Here is a 22,338-nt window from a genome sequence, read left to right as displayed (position 1 = left end):
GCCGGCGCTTGCTTATGCCTCAAGATTTTTCCAGGTTGGCCAGTATGTGCCCGTGGACTCGCATGCAGACCTTCAAATCCGCCTCATCGACGCCGTCGAACAGCTCGTGGCGCAGTTGAGTGGCAATGGTTTCAATTTGTTCGATCAGGGGAAGGGCCGGTGCACAGAGGACGATTTTTTTTGCCCGGCGATCTTCGAGCACTGCCTGGCGCTGAACCAGGCCCTGGCTTTCCAGGCTGTCGAGCAGTCGTGCCAGGGTGGGCCCTTCGACGCCGACGCTTTGCGCCAATTCACGTTGGGTCGGGGCGTCGTCAAAACGCGCGAGGTGCAGCAGCACCAGCCAGCGCGCCTGAGACAAACCCAGGCCGGCCAGACGGCGGTCCAGTTCGGCACGCCAGCCGCGCGACATCTGGGCCAGTTGCATGCCAAAGCGGTGTTGATCGGTTAACGGCATAAAACACTCATGGTTAGACTGAAATAGAGAAAAACTAATTATTAGTCAGCTAAGCATGACCCTTGGCTTGAGGCAAGGTTTGCTCTGTACTGAATCGTTACATCAATACAACCGTTTCAGGATTTGAGCGTCAGATCTCGAATTCCGATTGCAGTGCGGCACGTACGCAGTACAAAACACCTTCCGGCACACGACCGGCGAACAGCGCAGCAATCTCCGCCACCGGCGGCAACTCACCCTCGCCGTCGAGGAACGCGTCCTGCACTTCCCCCATCAAGTCTTCGGGCAGATCCAGCGCCTGTTCCAGCGACAACTGCTGCTTGCCAATGGCCTCGGCGAGCATGGTGTAGACATTCTTTTCCGAACATTGCAGCTGACCGGCGATTTGCAGCGGCGTCATGCCGGCCCGCGCGAGCGTTATCAATTCGTGGCGCACGTCGGCCACCACTTTTGGTGCCTCGACCTGACCGCCGAGGACTTCGAGGAAGGCCTCGCCGTAACGCTCCAGTTTGCGCGCACCGACACCGCTGACCGTGGCCATTTCCGATAGAGAGGTCGGCTGGCTGCGGAGCATTTCCAGCAAGGTCGAGTCGGGGAAGATGACGTACGGCGGCACCCCATGCTCCTCGGCGAGCTTGCGGCGCAAGGCGCGCAAGGCTTCCCACTGTTCGCGTTCTTCGCCGCGAACCAGCTGGCTTGCCTGGCTCTTGCTGCTTTTCGCCGTGGTTTGCGGCTTGAGGTCGCGACGCAGTTCCAGGGTCACTTCACCCTTTAGCAGCGGTCGGCAGGTGTCACTCAGGCGCAGGCCGCCATAACCTTCGAGATCGATGTCGGCCAGACCGCGCGCCACCAATTGGCGAAACAGGGAGCGCCACTCACTCTCGCCCATCGACTTGCCGACACCGTATACCGACAGGTGTTGATGGCCGAAGCTGCGGACCTTTTCGTTGTCCTTGCCCAGCAACACATCCACCAGATGCCCGACGCCATAACGCTGGCCGGTGCGATAAATCGCCGAGAGCGCCTGACGGGCCGGTTCGGTAGCGTCCCAGGTCTGCACGCCGTCAACGCAGTTGTCGCAGTGACCGCACGGCTCGGGCATGTCTTCGTCGAAGTAGGCCAGCAAGGTTTGACGACGGCAGCGGGTTTCTTCGCAGAGCGAGAGCATGGCATCAAGCTTGTGATGCTCCAGACGCTTGTGGCGCTCGTCACCTTCGGAGTTCTGCAACATCTGCTTGAGCATCACCACGTCTTGCAGGCCGTAAGCCATCCAGGCATCCGCCGGCAGACCGTCACGGCCGCCGCGACCGGTTTCCTGATAGTAAGCCTCAAGGGATTTCGGCAAATCGAGGTGAGCAACAAAACGTACGTTGGGTTTGTCGATGCCCATGCCGAACGCCACGGTGGCAACCATGATCAGGCCTTCCTCGTTGAGGAAGCGCTTCTGGTGCAGCGCTCGTGTTTCGTTGGGCAGGCCGGCGTGGTACGGCAGCGCCGGGAAACCCTGCTCGCTGAGGAACACCGCCACTTCATCGACTTTCTTGCGCGACAGGCAGTAGACAATGCCGGCATCGCTGCGCCGCTCCGCGAGGAACGCCAACAACTGTTTGCGCGGCTGCTCCTTGGGCACGATGCGGTAAAAAATGTTCGGGCGGTCGAAACTGGAGAGGAAGCGCTCGGCATCCTGCAAGTGCAAACGATCGACGATTTCTTCGCGAGTACGCTTGTCCGCCGTCGCGGTCAGGGCGATGCGTGGAACATTGGGAAACAGTTCCGCCAACTGGCCCAGTTGCAGATACTCGCGGCGGAAGTCGTGGCCCCATTGGGACACGCAGTGGGCTTCGTCGATGGCGAACAGGGCAATTTCAAGGCTTTGCAGGAAGGCCAGCATGCGTGGCTGGACCAGACGTTCCGGCGCGAGGTAGAGCATCTTCACTTCACCGCGCTTGATCCGCGCAGCGAGATCGCGCTGCTGCTCGGCGCTCAGCGTGGAGTTCAACGCAGCGGCAGCGACGCCCAATTCTTCGAGGGTCGCGACCTGGTCGTCCATCAGCGCGATCAGCGGCGACACCACCACCGCCAGCCCTTCGCGCAGCAGCGCCGGCACCTGGAAGCACAGGGATTTACCGCCACCGGTAGGCATCAGCACCAGGGCGTCGCCGCCACTGGCCACGCGCTCAATGATTGCACCCTGACGGCCACGGAAACTGTCGTAGCCGAAGATGTCCTTGAGGACGCGTTGAGCCTGTTCGAGCATAAAAACTCCAAAAATCACCGAAACATCCCTGCAAGGCTGGTTCAGAACCACGCAGGCTGCACTGACAAATCGTAAGTGCGCATTGCATGACGCTTCACATTTCAGCCGCGACGCCAGCAGGGCATCACAAAGCGCGGGAGTATACCCGAGGGCTTCCTTGCAAAGGGCGCCGCTTAGAAGAGGATCACGATGTAACGTCCGTGGGATATTTCATGTTGCACCGCGATCAGGTGGGGTTGGGGTTGGGGTTGGGGTTGGGGTTGGGGTTGGGGTTGGGGTTGGGGTTGGGGTTGGGTACATATCCGTTTCTGCGGTAATGGCTGCTATTGGTTTCGCCCTTACGGCGAGTTACTTGGAAAAGCGCCAAGTAACCAAGCGCTCTTGCCCCTTTCGTTCGGCCCTTCGCCAAGGCTCAGGGTTCCCTCGCTCCGGTCCTGCTCCGTGGGCCCGCCGCCATCGGCCATCCATGGCCGGGGGCGGCTAACCCGGCCTCCATGCCGGGTTGCCCACTGCGCAGAACCTCCACTCGGCCTCTCGAGGGGGCGACTACCGCCACAGCCGCCGAGGCGGCCTGAAAGCCGACCTGGCTCTTTGGATGTCCGCGTTGTCCTTCTCTGCTGCGTTCACTCATTCCGGATATGTACACCGCCCCCCTGTAGGAGCTGGCTTGCTGGCGATGGCGTCCGTTCAGTCACGCACTCATTGCCTGACCCACCGCTATCGCCAGCAAGCCGGCTCCTACACGGTGATTGGGTTCACACGATTCAAAATTGTAGGAGCTGGCTTGCCAGCGATGGAGGTCAACGATAACGCGGGCTGTCTGAATGAACGCGTTGCCCCGACGCTTTTCGCCGGCAAGCCGGCTCCTACAATGGATTGGGTTCACACGATTCAAAATTGTAGGAGCCGGCTTGCTGGCGATGGACGTCAACGATAATGCGGACTGTCGGAATGAACGCGTTGTCCGGTCGTTTTTCGCGGGCAAGCCTCGCTCCTACAGGGAATCGTGTGTGCTTTTGATTTCCACCACTCATCAGGCCGAGCGTTAGCTCGCCTTCCGCTTTTGATCTGAGCGCCCCCTCGAGAGGCCGAGCGCAGGTTCTGCGCAGTGGGCAACCCGGCATGGATGCCGGGTTAGCCGCCCCCGGCCAGGGATGGCCGATGGCGGCGGGCCCACGGAGCAGGACCGGAGCGAGGGTATGCCGAGCCACAGCGAGGCACCGAACGAAAGGGGCAAGAGCCCTTGGTTACTTGGGGCTCTTCCAAGTGACTCGCCGTAAGGGCGAAACCGATAGCAGCCGTAACCACAGAAACGGATATGTACACCATCAAAATCCTCGCCGACTGACACACAGCATTCGCAAGCAGGCTCGCTCCAGCAAGGAATGCGCTGTTCTGGAAAATCGCTGGGGGCAAATATGCCGCGCGGCTGGCCTGAGTGCTCAAGAAGGCCTAGAATTCCCGCATCTGTTAATTCCCAAGGTAGCCCTTTAATGTCCTTCGCTGAGCAACTAACCCGCCTGCAAGTCTTCCTCGACGCCGATGAACTGCATGACGAGGCGCTGGACTACGTGGCCGCCCACGGCTACCTCACCGCGCTGTCGATCTGTTCCGAAAGCGTTCCCGACCGTGAATGGATCGACGCCCTCTTCGCCGAAGAGCCGCATTACGCCGACGACACCGAGCGTGAAGCCATCGAATCCACCCTGCTGGCCCTCAAGGCTCACATCGCCCGTCAACTGGCGTCCGATGAAGAGTTCGAGCTGCCGTGCGAACTGGACCTGGGCGACGACCCGGACGATTCCGACCTGCGTGGCTGGTGCATCGGCTTCATGGAAGGCGTGTTCCTGCGCGAAGCGGCCTGGTTCGAAACCGCCGAAGACGAAGTCAGCGAAATGCTGCTGCCGATCATGGTCGGTTCGGGTCTGTTCGACGAGCAGCCCGAGTTCTCCGACATCGCGGCCGACGCCAACCTGATGGACGACATGATCGTGCAGATCCCGGAAGCCCTGACCGCGCTGTACCTGCTGTGCAACGCGCCAGACGAAAAACCGGCGATCCTCAAGCCACGTCACCACTAAGGTTTTGCCTATGGACAACCCCATAGGCAACCGCTCCCTGATGTTGCGTTACGGGCTGCTGGCCATCGGCTGGCTGAGCGTAGCGCTGGGGGTGATCGGGATTTTCCTCCCGGTATTGCCCACCACGCCTTTCCTGCTGCTGGCGGCCGCCTGCTTCGCCCGCAGTTCGCCGCGTTTTTACAACTGGCTGGTGGAGCATCCACGGCTGGGTCCGTGGATTCGCGACTACCTCGACGGCAACGGCATCCCGCTCAAGGGCAAGGTCTACGCCATCGGCCTGATGTGGGTAAGCATTCTGTTGTCCTGCTACCTGGTGCCCCTGCCGTGGGCGCGCGGGTTCATGCTGACCAGTGCGGTGCTGGTGACGGTATATATTCTTCGGCAAAAAACTCTCTGAAAATCCGGGCCATTGCGATGTGATGCTGGCTGTCACTCCAACCGCTTATCGGAAACCCTCCCACAACTGTTATTTCTGACAGTAGTCAATGCTGATGCTTCACGCATTAAATCAATCCGGCACTCACACCAGGACCGGAGTCCATCACCATGACAGCCAGACAACCGAACGTCCCGTCGGGCACTGCGCCCGAGGAAACAGATTTGATATTGAGTATCACAGCCGTCTGGGACTCCGAAGGGGTCCTTGTAGGTCAAAACCGCGAGACCTCCGACACCTTCTTCACGGTCAGTGGAACCGCTGACCCGGACACGCAGATTGCAGTACGGGACGGCTTTACTCCATTGGCATACGCGCGAAGCAATGCGCAAGGCGTATGGAAGACCGATTTATTCGGGGTCACGCAGGTCAAACGTTACAGCCTGATAGCCAGGAATGAAGCCCCCCCTAACAACACTTCTACCCCCCTCGAGTCTTCACCGTGGTCGCCGACGCCCCCATCATCGAGTACATAGAAGATGACGAGGGAACGATTGATGAAGGCGAAACGACCTACTCCTCATCGGTGAGCGTCACAGGTAAAGCCCTCCCGAGCCAGAAGGTTCAGGCGTTCAATGGCAGCACACCACTTGAAGAGGCGCCGGTTAACCAAAATGGCGTTTACACACTTGAACTCAAGAATCTGCTGTCAGGCACCTCCTACACCATCACCGTCAAGGCACTCTACGGCGAAGGTAAATCATCCGAACCACGAAACTTCAACGTTGCAGCGGACATCGGCCTGTCTCTCGATGCTGTCGAAGACTCGGACGGCAATCCTGTCAACGAAGGCGACACTACCTCCGACCAAAACCTCACCGTCACGGGCAAGTGCAGGCCAGGCAAGGATGTTCAACTCCTCGACCACGACGACCCAGAAGGATTTCCGCCGGCGACCGCCAAGGGTAACGGAGAGTGGGAAATCAAAATCAGCCTGGCCCCTGGCGAGCACAGCCTGAAAGCCAAAAAACTGTACGGTGACGGGGAAGTAACCCCTACGCCCAGAACCTTTACCGTTAAAGGGGCGGATCTTGTAACGCTGGACACCGTGACTGACACCCATGGAACAACCGTCGATGACGGTGGTTTCACCTATGAGAGCAACCTGATTGCCAAAGGCGAAGGCGAAGCAGGCGAGTACGTCGAGATATTCAACGGCGACGACTCTTTAGGTGAGGGGCAAATCGGAGCTGATGGCTACGAAGTCCCCATCGGCCCGCTGCCACTCGATAATTATCGCCTTGTTGCCAAGGCAAAATACCCCGATGGCGGTGAGTCTGGCCCGTACTCGTTTGAGGTCAGAAAATCCATCGCACCACGCGAAACCCAAGTGCATGATGCCAAAGAGGAAATTATCGATAACGGTAACACCACCTCCAGTTATGTAAGAGTCGGCGGCAAAACCGAACCGCTAGCGTCGGTCAACCTCAAGGTCAACGGGACCGTCGACCCGAAATCAGAGTCGGCCAACGAGGATGGTAATTGGGCGACACTCCTCACCGGATTGGCAGTAGGCAGAGCCTATGAGGTCAGTGCCGTTGCTTCCGAAGATCATAACGCCGAATCGAATAAAGTAAGGTTCACGCGGGTTTCGGCGAACGGCTCTACCGACAGTTAACAAAGTCCATTGTGGCAGTGCAAAAAAAACCGCTTTTAGCGGTTTTTTTTGTCTCACACATTTAAAACTGATAGTTCGCACTGAAGGTGGCAGCCACGGGCTGTTCGATATTTTTACCCTTGGCATAATCGACACCGACACCAAGGTGCAGCCTCTCGGACACTGAAACCATCACCCCGGCACCGACTTCGAAACCGCTGCCCGACAGGTTGTTATTGATCGAGTTTCCATTGACCCGCACGTTGTTATCGTTCGATGCAAACTCATGGACCACCGCCACTCGCCCGTATGGACGCACCTGAGTGTCGCCCAGGTTGATGCTTCGACCCGCCATTACGCCGAGCTTTGTGCGCAATGAATGCGTGTCGTCACCTTCAGCGCTCATGCCATTGTCCAAGTAATAGCTTTCTCCCTGGATGATTGCAGCGGATACCTGAACAGAAGGTTTGGCAAACCAGCCATCCCCCAGATCAATTTGGCGACCCCCTTCTACCATCGCACTCACAGCCGAGTTGTTGTAATCGCCTTCGGCACGTTTGCCATCGCTCATACCGACTTTGGACTCGTTACGGAAATGGTTGAACTTCAGGGCGCCATCAACGAAGTAGCCATTGTCCTGATTCCGCCAGCCGAAATAAGGACCGAAGTAGTAGCTGTCAACCGTGGCCGAGGTGCCGCCGCTGAGATTCAGATCGGACTTGCTGTAACCCGCCAGCATGCCGACAGTCCACGGACTGTCACCCAGTCGGGTATCGGCGCCCAGGGTGAAGCCCTGCTGTTCTTGACGATAACCCACACCCGTCGAACCGTCGTCAACGTTCCACTTGTTGCCATAAGCTCGTACCCACAAGCCATGGCGCTTGTCGTCCGCCTGCAACTCGCCCATGCGGTTTTCCAGCGACTTCAACTCGCCATAGGACACGGTAAGGGCTGTTTGAAACAATGCCACTACCGATTGAGCACCGGCACTGAGCCGGGTGGTAGGGTTCAGGTAATACTCCGCTTCGCCGGAGGCATTGGTTCTTTCGGCTAAATCGTATTGCCATGTCCCCACATCGACCCGGCCACCCAACAGCTTGAAATCTGCCTGGTTGTTGCCGATCTGCACCAGCGTCAATTGTTGAGGAGCCGTCGCGTCCTTGCCCGAAGCGTTGACGGCCAATTCATAGCTGCCAGTGGCCGTGCCGGCTTTCAGCAAGTCACTTTCACCGGTCTGGAAGTTGCCCTGCATGGCAATGATGCCGCTGCCATTGAGCGTACTCACCTCAAGTTGACGATTCGCGCGTGGCACGCCAGGCGCACCGAAATAAACCGTGCTGTTGTTCAGCGTCAGGGTGCCGATGCGGTCATCGCCAACCATGGTCAGCCTCGAACCGCTGTTAAGGCTGAGGTTGCTGTTGTTCAGGCGTCCGGTGAACGATGAGCGATTGTTCAAGGTGACATTGGCCGTCGAGCCGTTCTCGCGCAGGATATCGCCTACCATCGAAGCGCTATTGAAGGTGAGATTGGCGGTGCTATTGCCAGTCACTTGCACATTGCCTTGCAAGGCGCTGTTCGCAACTCGCATGTTCGCCGTCGAGGCGCCTTCTACTTCAAGTACATTGCCGTTTCCGCCAATCAGCGTGGAGTTGTTCAACACCTCGATGGTGGCGTTGATGCCCTGCTCCACAACAATGGCCGCTCCATTGCGCCCTTCAGCTGTCGAGTTATCCAGCACCAATGTATTAGCGCCGACGCCGGCAGGGTCCCTGTCCATTATCACGCCAGCCCTGTCACCGCTAATACGAGAACCGGCCGATGCGAGCACTTCACCACCGCGCACGTTCAAGCCAACGCTGCCGACGTCGGTTCCCGTCAAGCTCGTATTGAACAGGGTAAGGGTGCTGAAGCCAGTCACCCTGGCGCCGAGTTCACCGCCATGGAACTCACTGTTTGTGGCAGAGACAACCGAGCCTTGTAACGAGTTGTTGACCCGATTGACCACCAGGCCGACTGTATCGCTGAAAACCTTGGTCGAGTTAATGGTGGCAGTACTGTTGGTAATCGATATACCTTCAATACCAGTGTCGGCATTAATGGTCCCGCCGTTGATGTTTAGCGTAGATCCGGTTTCGACAAAGATACTCTTGGTGGTACTACCTGCCACATTCAAAGTGCTGTTATTGCGGACCAGATAATCAGTAACGGGGGTTGCCGTATCGATATCCTTAATGGTGCCGTTATCGATAATATCAGCAGCAAATAGCGACGAATTTACGAAAAAAAATGCTGGCAGCATTGCCAGTTTCTTGAATGAGCCTGTGCCTGCGGCTGTACGCGGCCTGATATTTTTAAAAGTCATGTTCGTGCGTCCTGTTCGTCAGTTCGTCAACCTCATCGAATTGCGGGTGACGTCGAGAGGTGCGCACGATACCGGCTCGTCTTACAGAAAAATGTAGGATTAATCTCTCTGAGCATGAGGAAATCACCCCGCGTCAAACCAGAGAGCTCAATAAAATAAAACTAAAAACACGCCGTAAAAAAAGGAGGCGCATAAAGCGCCTCCACTTCAGTTACTCCAACGGAGGGACAACACATGACCCGCCTTCACCCTCCCTCATATGCACCTGAACCAAATGCCTACCGGATGTTGTTGAACCCCCCTAGCGTCACAGTGTATTCAACAGCACCGTAGGCACTGCCAGTCTGATCGAAGACAGCGAATGGGAAATTGATATAGGCGCCATCGATGGACTCCCGCTCACTGATTTTGTAATTAACCTTGTCGGTTACACCAACGATTGGAGTAATACCAGCGGCATCTGAATACGCCTGATAAACAAGCTCGATATCTTTATCCGCCAGCTGAGCATCCGGCGGAATCAAGACAATAATTGCCAATCCGCCACCCGAAACTCTGCGAACGGAATTACAGTTAAGATAACCAAAGTCCTCATCAAGATGCTGGAATACCGGATCAGACACATCAACATCATGAATTTGAACGTCAACTTCTGTCGGCAGAGAAACAGCATAGCCATCCGCAACTGCATCAAAGGCGATGTAGTGAACCAGCGTATCGATATCATTGCCTGATGCATCAACCAACGTCCACGGGACCGTAAAAGTAATTTCAAAGCCGGTGGGTTCGGTGCCGAGAACGACATAACGCCCACCTTCATTCGGCGTGGCAGATACCGGAACTTCTACGCCGTTCCAGTAAAGCTGCACTTCTTCGCCTGCTTTAGACCCATCGTACAAAGGTACAGTGACTGTCACAGGCCCCGTTGAGTCAACTTTGCGTATCACATTGTTCTCAGGTGTAACGGCGCCTTTAGCCGTCACCAAAGGCAAACTTTCGTCCGGCGGCCCTGGTCTTTCGGGGTCTATGGTGCCGGGCCTTCTCAAATCTTTTTTGACAAATGTAACGATGGGGCCTGCAGCAGGGTGGTGTTTGTTACCACGCCGAACCCGCAGTCCTACCGGGACGTCATCCTTAAAGGCAACACCGTTGTAGACGTCTCTAAAATGCACGTCAGTAAAGACTGGAAAACCAGTGATCAACTTTTCCTGTTGTACCTTGCTATCCCAGATAATTTGCATATAGTCACGACCGGACACAAAACCCACATACTGTTCTTTGATGCAAACTCCCACGCCGGTAACGGTCTGCGCGTCAATCAAGCTGATGACCCCGTCGTCCTCGTACAGTGGAACAGAGGGTGGTACCAACACCGGAGGATCAGTCAGAACCAAGTCAAGATGCAGACGATCCGATTGCGCCGTTCGATTGCCTTTACGGTCAGTATGATCAGTCCAAAGCGCTTTAGGGATTTCCTCCGTGCCTACCATCTCTTTGGTTAAACGGAACACCGGCGCAGTAATCGGGTTTTTGAGAGTCTCTGTCCCGACCAATACGGTATCGTTTATGCGTGAACCAAACCAACAGCGGATGACATCACCAATTTTGTTGGCTTGGGTCAGCGGCGCTGTCACTTCTATATATCCGTGAAGATCTAGGTACTCCTTGGTAATTTCAGTAACCGGGGCCGTCGGCTTAATGGGCGGAGGTGCTTCCCTGTCGACATTGACAGTCAATGGAGTGACTTTAGCCCCGGTATTCCCCCCATGATTTATACGATAACTTAACTCGTGCTTACCGGCTTTATCTGTCAATCCAGCAGGCAGCGTCAAATTAAAAGGGAAATCAGCAGGGTTAACGGGGGTTTTATAACGATATCTTGGCTCATTCAGCGGAGTCCCGTTCCATAAAAACTGAATGATCCCGTCGATGGAAGGAGTAGTTTGCTGCGACTGTTCAAACTGGTCGATCTGGACCTTAAGTGGCAAACCCTGAAACTGGAAATGAAGCTGGTTCACATCGTCATCGACTTCATGGTTCATGAAGGGGTTATCCGAGTGTAGTCTTGGCGGAGCAGCCGGTACTGGGTCTGCTGAAAATCGCAACTTTCGATAAGCCAGTGCGTTTTCCTGTTCCTTCGTCAGTCGAGTCAGCTTGATGTAGTTCGACATATTATCGTTCCTTTCAGTGCCTGGGCTTTACCTGCCCTTAGGTATAACGACCCAGCGCCTGACCAACGACTGCAAGGCGCCGATAAACAACCTGCTTTGCAAACATTCGCTACAACTAAAAACCTGCAACCTCATGGTTGGATTTAAAGACAGGCCGCTAGCGCTGGCTACTGTCAGAAATCACAGGTTTTGCTACCGCCGGTCGGACACTTCCCCAAACTGCACACAACAAAAAACCCGCCATCCCTTACACAGGGATGGCGGGTTTTGTTGTTTAAGGTTTCAGGTCACACGGTATCCACCTTCAACGAGTGGTCATTCAACATGCCGTTGATGATGGTCGCCGTATCCGCCCCGGCAATCACCCCTCCCGCGCCCGGTGTCACACCGTAATGGCTGGCCAGGTCGACACCGGCCAGGTCGATCGTCTGGTTCGGCGCAGCACCCGCCATGCCGCTGACGTCGATGCTGGTGACCAGTGAATCGCCGCTGCCGGTGACTTTGAAGTGCAGGTAGTCATCCAGCGACGCCGCCGTGCCGTTCTCCCCTTGCAGCAGTTGCGACAGGTCGAGTTTGTCGGTGCCTGGCGTGAAGTCGGTAACCACGTCGTGGCCGCTGTTGCCTTTGAGCCACAGGAAGGAGTCGGCACCGGCACCACCGGTGAGGGTGTTGTTGCCGAGGCCGCCGATGAGCACGTCATCGCCGCCGCCACCGTTGAGCACGTCGTTGCCGAGGCCGCCGGTGATGATGTTGTTGTGGCTGTCGCCGGTCAGTTTGTCATCGAAGCTGGAACCGGTGAGGTTTTCGATGGCGGTCAGGGTATCGGTGCCGGCACCCACGGTGTTTTGCGCGCCGAGCAGGCTCAGATCCACTTTGACCCCGGCGGTGGCGTGGGCGTAGCTCGCGGTGTCGATACCGGCGCCGCCGTCGAGCAGGTCGTTGCCCGCGCCGCTGTAGAGCAAGTCATTGCCGGCGCCACCGTGCAGCTCGTTGTTGCCCGCACCGGCGGTGAGCACATCGTTGCCGTCGCCGGCGTTGATCACGTTGTTGCCGGTGCCCGCCACCAGCATGTCGTCACCCGTTGTGCCGGTTAGGGTGTGTCCGTCCTGATAGCTGATGGTCACCGCTGTGCTGTCGTCGACGGCGTAGGCGCCGTGATAGTCCGGGGTGGTGTTGTGGGCGCCGGAGTAGTCGACGGTCAGGGTCAGTTGATAATTTTCCGCGCCCTTGCCGTTGCCATGCCCGCCGTCATCGATGTTGATGATGTGGATCTGGTAGGTGCCGTCTACTGCGGCGGTGATGGTCTGGCCATCGCCGATGCCGATGAACGAGCCGCCGTTGACCGAGTACTCCATGCTGACGTGACCGCCCGCCAGGTTGTGATCGAGGTTCAGGGTTTCACCCTGTTTGAGGGTGACGGTGATGTGGTCCTCGTCATTGCTGTTGCTGTTGCTGTTACCGTTGCCGTTGCCGTTGCCGTTGCCGTTGCCGTTGCCGTTGTTGTTTTTGGCTTCGCCCAACGCTCCGCTGACCACCAGCACCGCGGTCATGGCTGCGGTGTTGGCGACGAATGCGCTGCGCGCGATGGTCACCGATTGAGCGTTGTTGCCGGTGAAGCTGTAGCTCGGGTTGCTGCCGGTAAAGTCCGCACCTTTGACAATCCAGCCAGTGTTGAAGGTGGTTGGCGATACGGTCAGCGGGTTGGCGTTGGCATCGATGTCGTTGGCCAGCAGCACGTCGCCCGGCACAGTGACGTTGCCCGACAGGACGTTGGTGATGATGGTGACGCCATTGTCGCTGACCGCGTTGATGCAGCCGTTGCTGACGTCGATGGTGATGGTCGTGGTGCTTTCGTCACCGTCGTCATCACGCAGGGTGTAGGTGAACACGTCGGTCGCGCCGGGGCCGTTCACGGCATTCGGGGTGCTGTGGTATTCGACGTTGCCCTGGGCGTCCAGGGTCAGGTAACCGTAGGTGCCGTTGATGTGAGTGTTGAGGCCGCCGTTGACCGGGGTCGAAGTATCCGAGCCGGCGCGCACGCCGACCACGCCACCGCCGAGCAAGGGTCCGTCGGCGCCGGCGACGTCATTCCACAGCACGTTGCCGCTGACGGTGCCGCCCTCCACCACCGAGGTCGCGTCCGGGTTGGCGTTCGGTGTGTCATCGACGATGTTGACGTTGATCTGTCCGGTCGCGGTGCTGCCGTTGACATCCTTGGCCGTCACATCGAAGTTCTCGGAGATGCTGTCGGCACCACCGGGATTCGGGTGGTCGCTGTCGTAACGCAACGTGTAGCTGTAGCTCACCACGCCGGTCGCCGGGTTGTAACCGGTGATGGTGAAGATCGCACCGGTGTCGGTCTCGCTCGATTGCGGGAAACCTGCCGCCACGCCGGCAGTGACCACGGCGATGCCGCCCACGGTGAGGGTCAGCAAGCCATCCGGCGCGTTGACGTTGAAGGTGCCGGTCTGGGTCAGGGCCGGAGCATCCGGGTCGGTGCCGTAGGTGAGGTTTTTTTCGTAAACGGTCAGTTCACCGCCATACGCGTCGAGGCCGTTGAGGGTGACCGGGCTGATGCAGCCGTTGCTGACGTCGATGGTGATCGTCGTGGTGCTTTCGTCACCGTCGTTATCACGCAAGGTGTAGGTGAACACGTCGGTCGCACCGGGGCCGTTCACCCCGTTCGGGTAGCTGTGGTATTCGGCGTTGCCCTGGGCGTCCAGGGTCAGGTAACCGTAGGTGCCGTTGATGTGGGTGTTGAGCCCGCCATTCACCGGGGTCGAAGTATCCGAGCCGGCGCGCACGCCGACCACGCCACCGCCGAGCAAGGGGCCATCGGCGCCGGCGACGTCATTCCACAGCACGTTGCCGCTGACGGTGCCGCCCTCCACCACCGACGTTGCGTCGGGGTTGGCGTTCGGCGTGTCATCGACGATGTTGACGTTGATCTGTCCGGTCGCGGTGCTGCCATTCACATCCTTGGCCGTCACATCGAAGTTCTCGGAGATGCTGTCGGCACCACCGGGATTCGGGTGGTCGCTGTCGTAACGCAACGTGTAGCTGTAACTCACCACACCGGTGGCCGGGTTGTAACCGGTGATGGTGAAGATCGCACCGGTGTCGGTCTCGCTCGATTGCGGGAAACCTGCCGCCACGCCGGCAGTGACCACGGCGATGCCGCCCACGGTGAGGGTCAGCAAGCCATCCGGCGCGTTGACGTTGAAGGTGCCGGTCTGGGTCAGGGCCGGAGCATCCGGGTCGGTGCCGTAGGTGAGGTTTTTTTCGTAAACGGTCAGTTCACCGCCATACGCGTCGAGGCCGTTGAGGGTGACCGGGCTGATGCAGCCGTTGCTGACGTCGATGGTGATCGTCGTGGTGCTTTCGTCACCGTCGTTATCACGCAAGGTGTAGGTGAACACGTCGGTCGCACCGGGGCCGTTCACCCCGTTCGGGTAGCTGTGGTATTCGGCGTTGCCCTGGGCGTCCAGGGTCAGGTAACCGTAGGTGCCGTTGATGTGGGTGTTGAGCCCGCCATTCACCGGGGTCGAAGTATCCGAGCCGGCGCGCACGCCGACCACGCCACCGCCGAGCAAGGGGCCATCGGCGCCGGCGACGTCATTCCACAGCACGTTGCCGCTGACGGTGCCGCCCTCCACCACCGACGTTGCGTCGGGGTTGGCGTTCGGCGTGTCATCGACGATGTTGACGTTGATCTGCCCGGTCGCGGTGCTGCCGTCGACATCCTTGGCCACCACGTCGAAGTGTTCGGAAATGCTGTCGGCACCACCGGGATTCGGGTGGTCGCTGTCGTAACGCAACGTGTAGCTGTAGCTCACCACACCGGTCGCCGGGTTGTAACCGGTGATGGTGAAAATCGCGCCGGTGTCGGTCTCGCTCGATTGCGGGAAACCTGCCGCCACACCCGCCGTGACCACGGCGATGCCGCCGACGGTGAGGGTCAGCAGGCCATCCGGCGCGTTGACGTTGAAGGTGCCGGTCTGGGTCAGCGCTGGTGCGTCCGGGTCGGTGCCGTAGGTGAGGTTTTTCTCGTAGACGGTCAGTTCACCGCCATACGCGTCAAGGCCGTTGAGGGTGACCGGGCTGATGCAGCCGTTGCTGACGTCGATGGTGATGGTCGTGGTGCTTTCGTCACCGTCGTTATCACGCAAGGTGTAGGTGAACACGTCGGTCGCACCGGGGCCGTTCACCCCGTTCGGGTAGCTGTGATATTCGGCGTTGCCTTGGGCGTCCAGGGTCAGGTAACCGTAGGTGCCGTTGATGTGAGTGTTGAGGCCGCCGTTGACCGGGGTCGAAGTATCCGAGCCGGCGCGCACGCCGACCACGCCACCGCCGAGCAAGGGTCCGTCGGCGCCGGCGACGTCATTCCACAGCACGTTGCCGCTGACGGTGCCGCCCTCCACCACCGAGGTCGCGTCCGGGTTGGCGTTCGGTGTGTCATCGACGATGTTGACGTTGATCTGTCCGGTCGCGGTGCTGCCGTTGACATCCTTGGCCGTCACATCGAAGTTCTCGGAGATGCTGTCGGCACCACCGGGATTCGGGTGGTCGCTGTCGTAACGCAACGTGTAGCTGTAACTCACCACACCGGTGGCCGGGTTGTAACCGGTGATGGTGAAGATCGCACCGGTGTCGGTCTCGCTCGATTGCGGGAAACCTGCCGCCACGCCCGCCGTAACCACGGCAATGCCGCCCACGGTCAGGGTTTGCAGACCGTCCAGCGCGGTGACGGTGAAGGTGCCGGATTGGGTCAGGGCCGGTGCGTCCGGGTCGGTGCCGTAGGTGAGGTTTTTCTCGTAGACGGTCAGCTCGCCGCCCTCTACGTCGAGGCCATCCAGGGTGACGGGATTGTCTGGATTGTCTGGAGTATCCGGAATGTCCGGACGATCCGGGGTATCCGCCACAATCGGTGCAGCGGTCGCATTGCCGCCATTGTCCGGATCACCGGCCAGACGCTCCCGGGGAAATTCGGGAATACCATTGAAGCCCGCCGTGGGAAAACCGACAGTCGGATCGACCCGCCCGGCCACTTCCTCCAGCAGCACAAAACTATGACCGCCGCCCAATGCACCGCCGGGCGCACCCGGTGTGCCCGGCCCCGCCGCGGTCGCTTCAGCGGTTTGGGTCGGGTCGTCGCCCGCCGCGATGGCTTTTTGTACTCGCTCGACATCTGACAGTTGAGCCTGAGTCGGCGTGGTCGCTTCAGGTGTATTCACATGGGAGGCGTGATCCACCAGCAACTGAGGGTTCATTTGCAGACTGCTGCCACGCCCGAGCGTCAGTTCCTGGCCATTTTGCAGGTGCACCGCCACCGCGCCTTCGGCCCCGGTGATCAGTTGATCGCCGGCAAACAGCCGGTCCCCCTCGATCAGCACACGCCGGGTACCGTCGCTCCCCTGGGCGAACACCTGACCAATGACCTTACTGACGATACCGATGAGCGTAGCCATGTGCACTTCCTCCGCTGCCGACTGCCGCCGGCATCCTGTTGTTTGCGAAGAGCGTGCTCATGGGTCAAGCGGTGGCCGGCGAGCCTCTTCCGGGGAGCAGCTCGTCAACACCAAGCCACTGCCCTGGCGACTATCTCGCCAAGCGTGTCGCTCACGGGCGACGTGTCCGCTACGGAATAAAACCCTCTGCAATCAAAGGCATCGGGATCCTGTTCGGTAACACCTCGTCCAGTGAGCGATGCGTAACGGTTCTGAACCAACCAAGTGACAAAAAACCGTCACCAAGAAAACCGTTTCGCGTCCCTCCCCTCCAGCACTTCTACGCCCTAGTCGATATGTGGGTGGAACTTTCCTTTTGCCCTTTCGAGCGCCCTAACGCTCATAAATCAAGGGCTTTCGACGTGAACAATGTGCTGGATTTTGCAGAGCGCATAAGTTTTTTTTGGCATAACCCTTATGAGAAATCCTTCTTAGATTCCTCCCAGAATGTTCTTAGCTCTGTTGTAAAGAGCATGAAACGGTTGCACCTATAAATGTCGTCAAATAATTGGCGACTAATAAGCACCATTAGGACTCAGGGAGATGTACCCATGCGCCGATTGAACCCCATCTGCAGTGCGATTCTATTGGCGATGGCCTGTACTTCTCAGGCTCACGCCATGTCACTGACCGAGGCGATCCAGAGCACCATTGCGACCCACCCGGAACTGGCGTCGCGGGTGGACAGCCGTCTGTCGGCCGATGAAGACGTGAAAGTCGCCAAGGGGGGCTTTTATCCTTCCGTGGATCTGAACGCCTCGTACGGGCGCGGGTACAGCGATAACACCAACACCCGGGCCTTCGGCAATCACCACACGGAAATCCTGAACTACACCCAATCGGAACTGCGTCTGCGGCAGATGCTGTTCGATGGCTTCAACACGGCCAACGAAGTCGAGCGCACCAAAGGCGTGGTCAACTCCCGGGCCTATTACGCGCAGGGCACCGCACAGGATCTGGCCCTGCGCACCATCGAGGTCTACCTCGAAGTGCTCAAGCGCCGCGAACTGGTGACGCTGGCCAAGAACAACCTGCAAGCCCACCTGCGGGTCAACGACCAGATCGGCCTGCGCACCCAGCGCGGGATCGGCAGCACCGCTGACGCCGACCAGTCCGTGGCGCGTCGGGCCCTCGCGGAAAACAACCTCGACACCGCGGAAGTCGATCTGGCCGATGCCGAAGCGAATTTCTACGCCGTCACGGGGCGCATGCCCGATGAACTGGAAACGCTGCCATCGATTCGCGGCGAATTGCCGGCCACGATCCGGGATGCCCAACAGAGCATGGTCGACAACAACCCGTACCTGAAATCGGCCCAGGCAGATGTGCAATCGGCCGAGAGCCAGTACGAAGTCGCCAAGTCGCCGCTCTACCCACGCTTCGACGCTGAAGCCGCGGTGGGGGCGAATAACAACATCGCCGGTGAAGAAGGTCACGACAACGAATGGCGCGTCGGCGTCGTGATGAACTACAACCTGTTCCGCGGTGGCAGCGACAAGGCACGACTGGCCTCCGACGCGCACAAGATCAACCAGGCCATGGACATCCGCAACAACGCCCTGCGCCAGCTCAACGAGAACATTCACCTGGCCTGGAACGCCATGGTCAACGCGAAAAAACAAACCCCGACGGCCCGCGAATACGCCGAAACCACTACCCGCGTACGGGCGGCGTATCAAGACCAGTTCGGCCTCGGCCAACGGACCCTGCTTGACGTGCTCGACAGTGAAAACGAACTCTACAACGCCAACCGTCGCTATACCGAAGTGCGCTACACCGAGGAATTCTCGATGTACCGCGTGCTGGCAAACATGGGCCAGTTGCTGAGCAAACAACGCGTGGTGCTGCCCGCCGATGCGATTGCCCGGACCGAAGTGAAAAACGAAGCCCGTTTGCCTGAACTGAAGTAGCGTACTGGAGCGAGCAATGTGACCAGCATGGAATCCGGCAACACTGGTGTCGATCCGCGGCTGAGCTTCGATGACCCGCTTCTGGACGGTCTGTTGATTCTCTGCAAACTTCATGGCGCGACGGTCAGTCGCGCCAGCCTGAGTGCCGGGCTGCCAATGGCACACCAACGCCTGAGCCTGGACCTGCTGCCGCGCGCAGCGGCCCGGGCCAGTTTGCAGGCGCGTTTGTTGCGCCGTGAACTGGACGACATTTCTGCGCTCAACCTGCCCGTGCTGCTGATCCTCGACAACGGTCGCACCGCCGTGCTGCGTCGCTTTGGCGATGATGGTCGCCTGCTGATTCTGCCAAGCGAAGCCGACGGCGGCGAGCAATGGGTCAGCCGTGAAGAGCTGGCCGAAAGCTACAGCGGCCAGGCCTTGTTCGCCCGGCCACGGCATGAACTCGAAGACCTGCGCTCGCCTCTGGTGCCGCGTGTGGAGGCGTGGTTTCGCGACACCTTGAAGCTGTCGAAGTGGCTGTACAGCGATGCGATCCTGGCGAGTTTCCTGATCAACCTGCTGGGGCTGATGGTGCCGTTGTTCGTGATGCAGACCTACGACCGAGTGGTGCCGAACCAGGCCACTTCGACCCTGTGGGTGCTTTCCATCGGCTTGCTGATCGGCACCGGTTTCGAGCTGGCATTGCGGGTGGTCCGCGCGCACTTGCTGGACACCGCCGGCAAGAAGACCGACGTGATCCTGTCCGCGACCTTGTTCGAACGCATCACCGGCATGTCGATGAAAGCGCGGCCAGCGACCATCGGCGGTTTTGCCCAGAGCATCCATGACTTCCAGGGCCTGCGCGAATTCCTCACCGCCGTCACCCTGACCAGCCTGATCGACCTGCCCTTCGCCGCACTGATGCTGGTGGTGATCGGCCTGCTCGGTGGCTGGCTGGTAGTCATTCCGTTGCTGGCGTTTCCGATCACGATCCTGTTCGCGATGGTGATTCAGGTACGGCTGCGCGACACCGTGCAAAAAAGCCTGACCCTCGGCGCCGAACGCCAGGCGCTGCTGATCGAAACCCTCGGCGGCCTGGAAACCCTCAAGGCCTGCAGCGCCGAAAGCGAGCGCCAGCACAAATGGGAAAGCACCCACGGCGCCCTCACCCGCCTCGACAGCCACGCGCGCAACCTCTCGGCGCTGGCCACCAACGGCACGCTGTTCATCCAGCAGTTCTCCGGCATGGCGACCATCGTCGCCGGGGTCTACAGCATCATCGCCGGCAACCTCAGCGTCGGCGCGCTGGTGGCGACCTACATGCTTGGCAGCCGCGTACTCGCACCGCTGGGGCAGATCGCCGGGCTGATCACGCGCTATCAGCAAGCGCAACTGACCATGAAAAGTACCGATGCGCTGATGGGCCTGCCGCAGGAGCGCGATGCGAAACAGCGGCCATTGGAGCGCACGCAACTGCAAGGCGCCCTCGACGTCAGCGGCGTGACCTTTCGCTACAACGGCCAGAATGCACCAGCGCTGGCCAACATCAGTTTCAGCCTCAAACCTGGTGAGCGGGTCGGCATCATCGGTCGCAGCGGTTCGGGCAAAAGCACCCTGGGGCGACTGGTCATGGGGTTCTACGAACCGGAAGAAGGCCAGTTGCTGCTCGATGGCCTGGACCTGCGGCAACTGGACGTCGCCGACCTGCGCCAGCAGATCGGTTACGTCGCCCATGACCTGCCGTTGCTGGCCGGCAGCCTGCGCGACAACCTGACACTCGGCGCACGCTACATCAGCGATGCGAGGATGCTGGAGGTGGCCGAACTGACCGGCGTCACCGAGCTCGCGCGCCAACACCCACAAGGGTTTGACCGCCCCGTCGGCGAACGCGGGCAGTTGTTGTCGGGGGGGCAACGCCAAGCCGTATTGCTGGCCCGCGCCTTGTTGCTCGACCCGCCAATCATGCTGCTCGACGAACCCACCAGCGCCATGGACAACAGCAGCGAAGATGTCCTGCGGCAAAAACTTCACGGTTGGGTCCAGGGCAAAACCTTGCTGCTGGTGACCCACCGCACCTCGATGCTGAGCCTGGTGGATCGGCTGGTGGTGCTCGACAACGGGCGGATCGTCGCCGACGGTCCGAAAGAAGCGGTCATCGATGCACTGCGCAAGGGCCGTGTCGGCTCTGCGGCCGTCTAGGAGTCCGCTCATGTCATCGTCACAAAGCTCACGCGGCTACTTCGACAGCTTCAGCAAAAGCGCCGAAAGCGAGTTCATGCCGGAAACGGCCGGCGCTTCGTTGCAGGATTCACCGCGCTGGTCGCGGATCACCGTGTGGCTCGCCGCTGCGTTGATCATCAGCGCCGTGGTCTGGGCCAAATACGCCGTGTTGCAGGAAGTCACCATGGGCGAAGGCAAGGCGATTCCGTCGAGCAAGGTTCAAGTGATCCAGAACCTGGAGGGCGGCATCGTCACCGAGATTTTCGTGCGCGAAGGACAAATGGTGAACAAGGGCGACACGCTGCTGCGCCTGGATGACACGCGGTTTCTGTCGAACAAGGGCGAGAGTGAAGCGGATCGTTATGCCTTGACCGCGCAGGTCGAACGCCTGTCTGCCGAGGCCGAGGGACGGCCGTTCAGTTTGTCGCCGGAGGTGATCGCCAAAGCCCCGCAAGTGGCCGAGGACGAGCGCTCGCTGTACGAACAACGGCAACGCCGGTTGGCCAGCGAGCAACGCACGCTGACCGAGCAACTGCGGCAGAAAACCCAGGAACTGGCGGAGTTCCGCTCCAAACAGGGTCAATACAGTTCAAGCCTGGCGTTGCTGCAACAGGAAATGAACATGTCTGCGCCACTGGTGGGCACCGGGGCGGTGTCGCCGGTGGAAATCCTGCGGCTCAAACGCAGCGCAGTGGAGATCCGCGGTTCACTGAATGCCACGACGCTGGCGATTCCTCGCGCCGAGTCGGCGATCAACGAGATCAAAAGCAAGATCGACGAGTCGGAACAAACCTTCCGTTCGGACGCGGCGAAAGAGCTGAATGAGAAACGCACCGAGCTGTCGAAAATCACCGCGTCGAGCATCGCCATCGACGACCGCGTCAGCCGCACCACGGTGGTATCGCCGGTGCACGGGATTATCAAAGTGCTGAAGGTCAACACCATCGGCGGCGTGGTCCAGCCGGGCAGCGATATGGTGGAAATCGTGCCCATCGAAGACAACCTGCTGATCGAAGCCAAGGTGCGCCCGCAAGACGTGGCGTTCCTGCATCCGGGGCAGAAAGCGATGGTCAAGTTCAGTGCGTACGACTACACGATTTATGGTGGGTTGAGTGCCAGGCTTGAACTGATTGGTGCGGACACGATTACTGACGACAAGGGCAACAGCTTCTATCTGATTCAGGTGCGGACCGATAAAAACCACTTGGGCGGGGATGTGAAACCACTGCTGATCATTCCGGGGATGGTGGCGACGGTGGATATCATTACCGGGGAGAAAAGTGTGCTGGATTATCTGCTGAAACCGGTGTTGAAAGCGCGGACGGAGGCGATGCGGGAGCGGTAATCACTTTCCGAAAAATTTG

The 22,338-nt window shown here is 59.1% G+C and carries 11 protein-coding genes; 6 read left to right on the top strand and 5 right to left on the bottom strand.

Annotated features, from left to right (window positions below; genetic code table 11):
- Positions 1 to 19 precede the first annotated feature (19 nt).
- Together K5R88_RS28895 and recQ are read right to left on the bottom strand one after the other, a co-directional pair.
- Positions 20 to 454: a MarR family transcriptional regulator gene (locus K5R88_RS28895; protein ID WP_008030423.1), complete on the bottom strand. Its 435-nt coding sequence runs from the start codon at positions 452 to 454 to the stop codon at positions 20 to 22.
- 130 nt (positions 455 to 584) lie between these two features.
- Positions 585 to 2,711 carry a DNA helicase RecQ gene (gene recQ, locus K5R88_RS28890; protein WP_008030420.1) on the bottom strand — a complete coding sequence of 709 codons (2,127 nt, stop codon included), beginning with the start codon at positions 2,709 to 2,711 and terminating at the stop codon, positions 585 to 587.
- A 1,493-nt stretch (positions 2,712 to 4,204) separates the two neighbouring features.
- On the opposite strand from recQ, the gene K5R88_RS28885 reads away from it, so the two are divergent.
- The 3 genes from K5R88_RS28885 to K5R88_RS28875 all read left to right on the top strand — a co-directional run bounded on the left by K5R88_RS28885 (position 4,205) and on the right by K5R88_RS28875 (position 6,846).
- Complete coding sequence (locus K5R88_RS28885; RefSeq protein WP_008035840.1) at positions 4,205 to 4,792, top strand: UPF0149 family protein; 588 nt, start codon at positions 4,205 to 4,207, stop codon at positions 4,790 to 4,792.
- A 10-nt stretch (positions 4,793 to 4,802) separates the two neighbouring features.
- Positions 4,803 to 5,189, top strand: coding sequence for a YbaN family protein (locus tag K5R88_RS28880; protein ID WP_226298805.1), 387 nt, complete (start codon positions 4,803 to 4,805; stop codon positions 5,187 to 5,189).
- Between the two features lie 481 nt (positions 5,190 to 5,670).
- Positions 5,671 to 6,846 carry a hypothetical protein gene (locus tag K5R88_RS28875; RefSeq protein ID WP_226298804.1) on the top strand — a complete coding sequence of 392 codons (1,176 nt, stop codon included), beginning with the start codon at positions 5,671 to 5,673 and terminating at the stop codon, positions 6,844 to 6,846.
- A gap of 61 nt (positions 6,847 to 6,907) precedes the next feature.
- Here K5R88_RS28875 and K5R88_RS28870 read toward each other — a convergent pair whose 3' ends face one another.
- The 3 genes from K5R88_RS28870 to K5R88_RS28860 all read right to left on the bottom strand — a co-directional run bounded on the left by K5R88_RS28870 (position 6,908) and on the right by K5R88_RS28860 (position 16,826).
- Positions 6,908 to 9,187, bottom strand: coding sequence for an autotransporter outer membrane beta-barrel domain-containing protein (locus K5R88_RS28870; protein WP_226298803.1), 2,280 nt, complete (start codon positions 9,185 to 9,187; stop codon positions 6,908 to 6,910).
- A gap of 278 nt (positions 9,188 to 9,465) precedes the next feature.
- Complete coding sequence (locus tag K5R88_RS28865) at positions 9,466 to 11,358, bottom strand: hypothetical protein (protein ID WP_226298802.1); 1,893 nt, start codon at positions 11,356 to 11,358, stop codon at positions 9,466 to 9,468.
- A 287-nt stretch (positions 11,359 to 11,645) separates the two neighbouring features.
- Positions 11,646 to 16,826: a retention module-containing protein gene (locus K5R88_RS28860; RefSeq protein WP_226298801.1), complete on the bottom strand. Its 5,181-nt coding sequence runs from the start codon at positions 16,824 to 16,826 to the stop codon at positions 11,646 to 11,648.
- A 590-nt stretch (positions 16,827 to 17,416) separates the two neighbouring features.
- On the opposite strand from K5R88_RS28860, the gene K5R88_RS28855 reads away from it, so the two are divergent.
- Genes K5R88_RS28855 through K5R88_RS28845 form a run of 3 tightly spaced genes read left to right on the top strand, consistent with a single transcriptional unit; the run spans position 17,417 to position 22,319 of the window.
- Positions 17,417 to 18,775: a TolC family outer membrane protein gene (locus K5R88_RS28855; protein ID WP_226298800.1), complete on the top strand. Its 1,359-nt coding sequence runs from the start codon at positions 17,417 to 17,419 to the stop codon at positions 18,773 to 18,775.
- 18 nt (positions 18,776 to 18,793) lie between these two features.
- On the top strand, positions 18,794 to 20,953 hold the full coding sequence (locus K5R88_RS28850) for a type I secretion system permease/ATPase (protein ID WP_226298799.1): 2,160 nt from the start codon (positions 18,794 to 18,796) through the stop codon (positions 20,951 to 20,953).
- A 10-nt stretch (positions 20,954 to 20,963) separates the two neighbouring features.
- A complete protein-coding gene (locus K5R88_RS28845) occupies positions 20,964 to 22,319 on the top strand; it encodes an HlyD family type I secretion periplasmic adaptor subunit (protein WP_223481428.1) in 1,356 nt (451 codons plus the stop codon).
- Positions 22,320 to 22,338: the final 19 nt, after the last annotated feature.

Origin of the sequence: Pseudomonas sp. MM213, assembly GCF_020423045.1 — a bacterium.
In the GTDB taxonomy this organism is placed as follows: domain Bacteria; phylum Pseudomonadota; class Gammaproteobacteria; order Pseudomonadales; family Pseudomonadaceae; genus Aquipseudomonas; species Aquipseudomonas migulae.
This window is presented reverse-complemented; position numbering and strand designations above follow the sequence as displayed.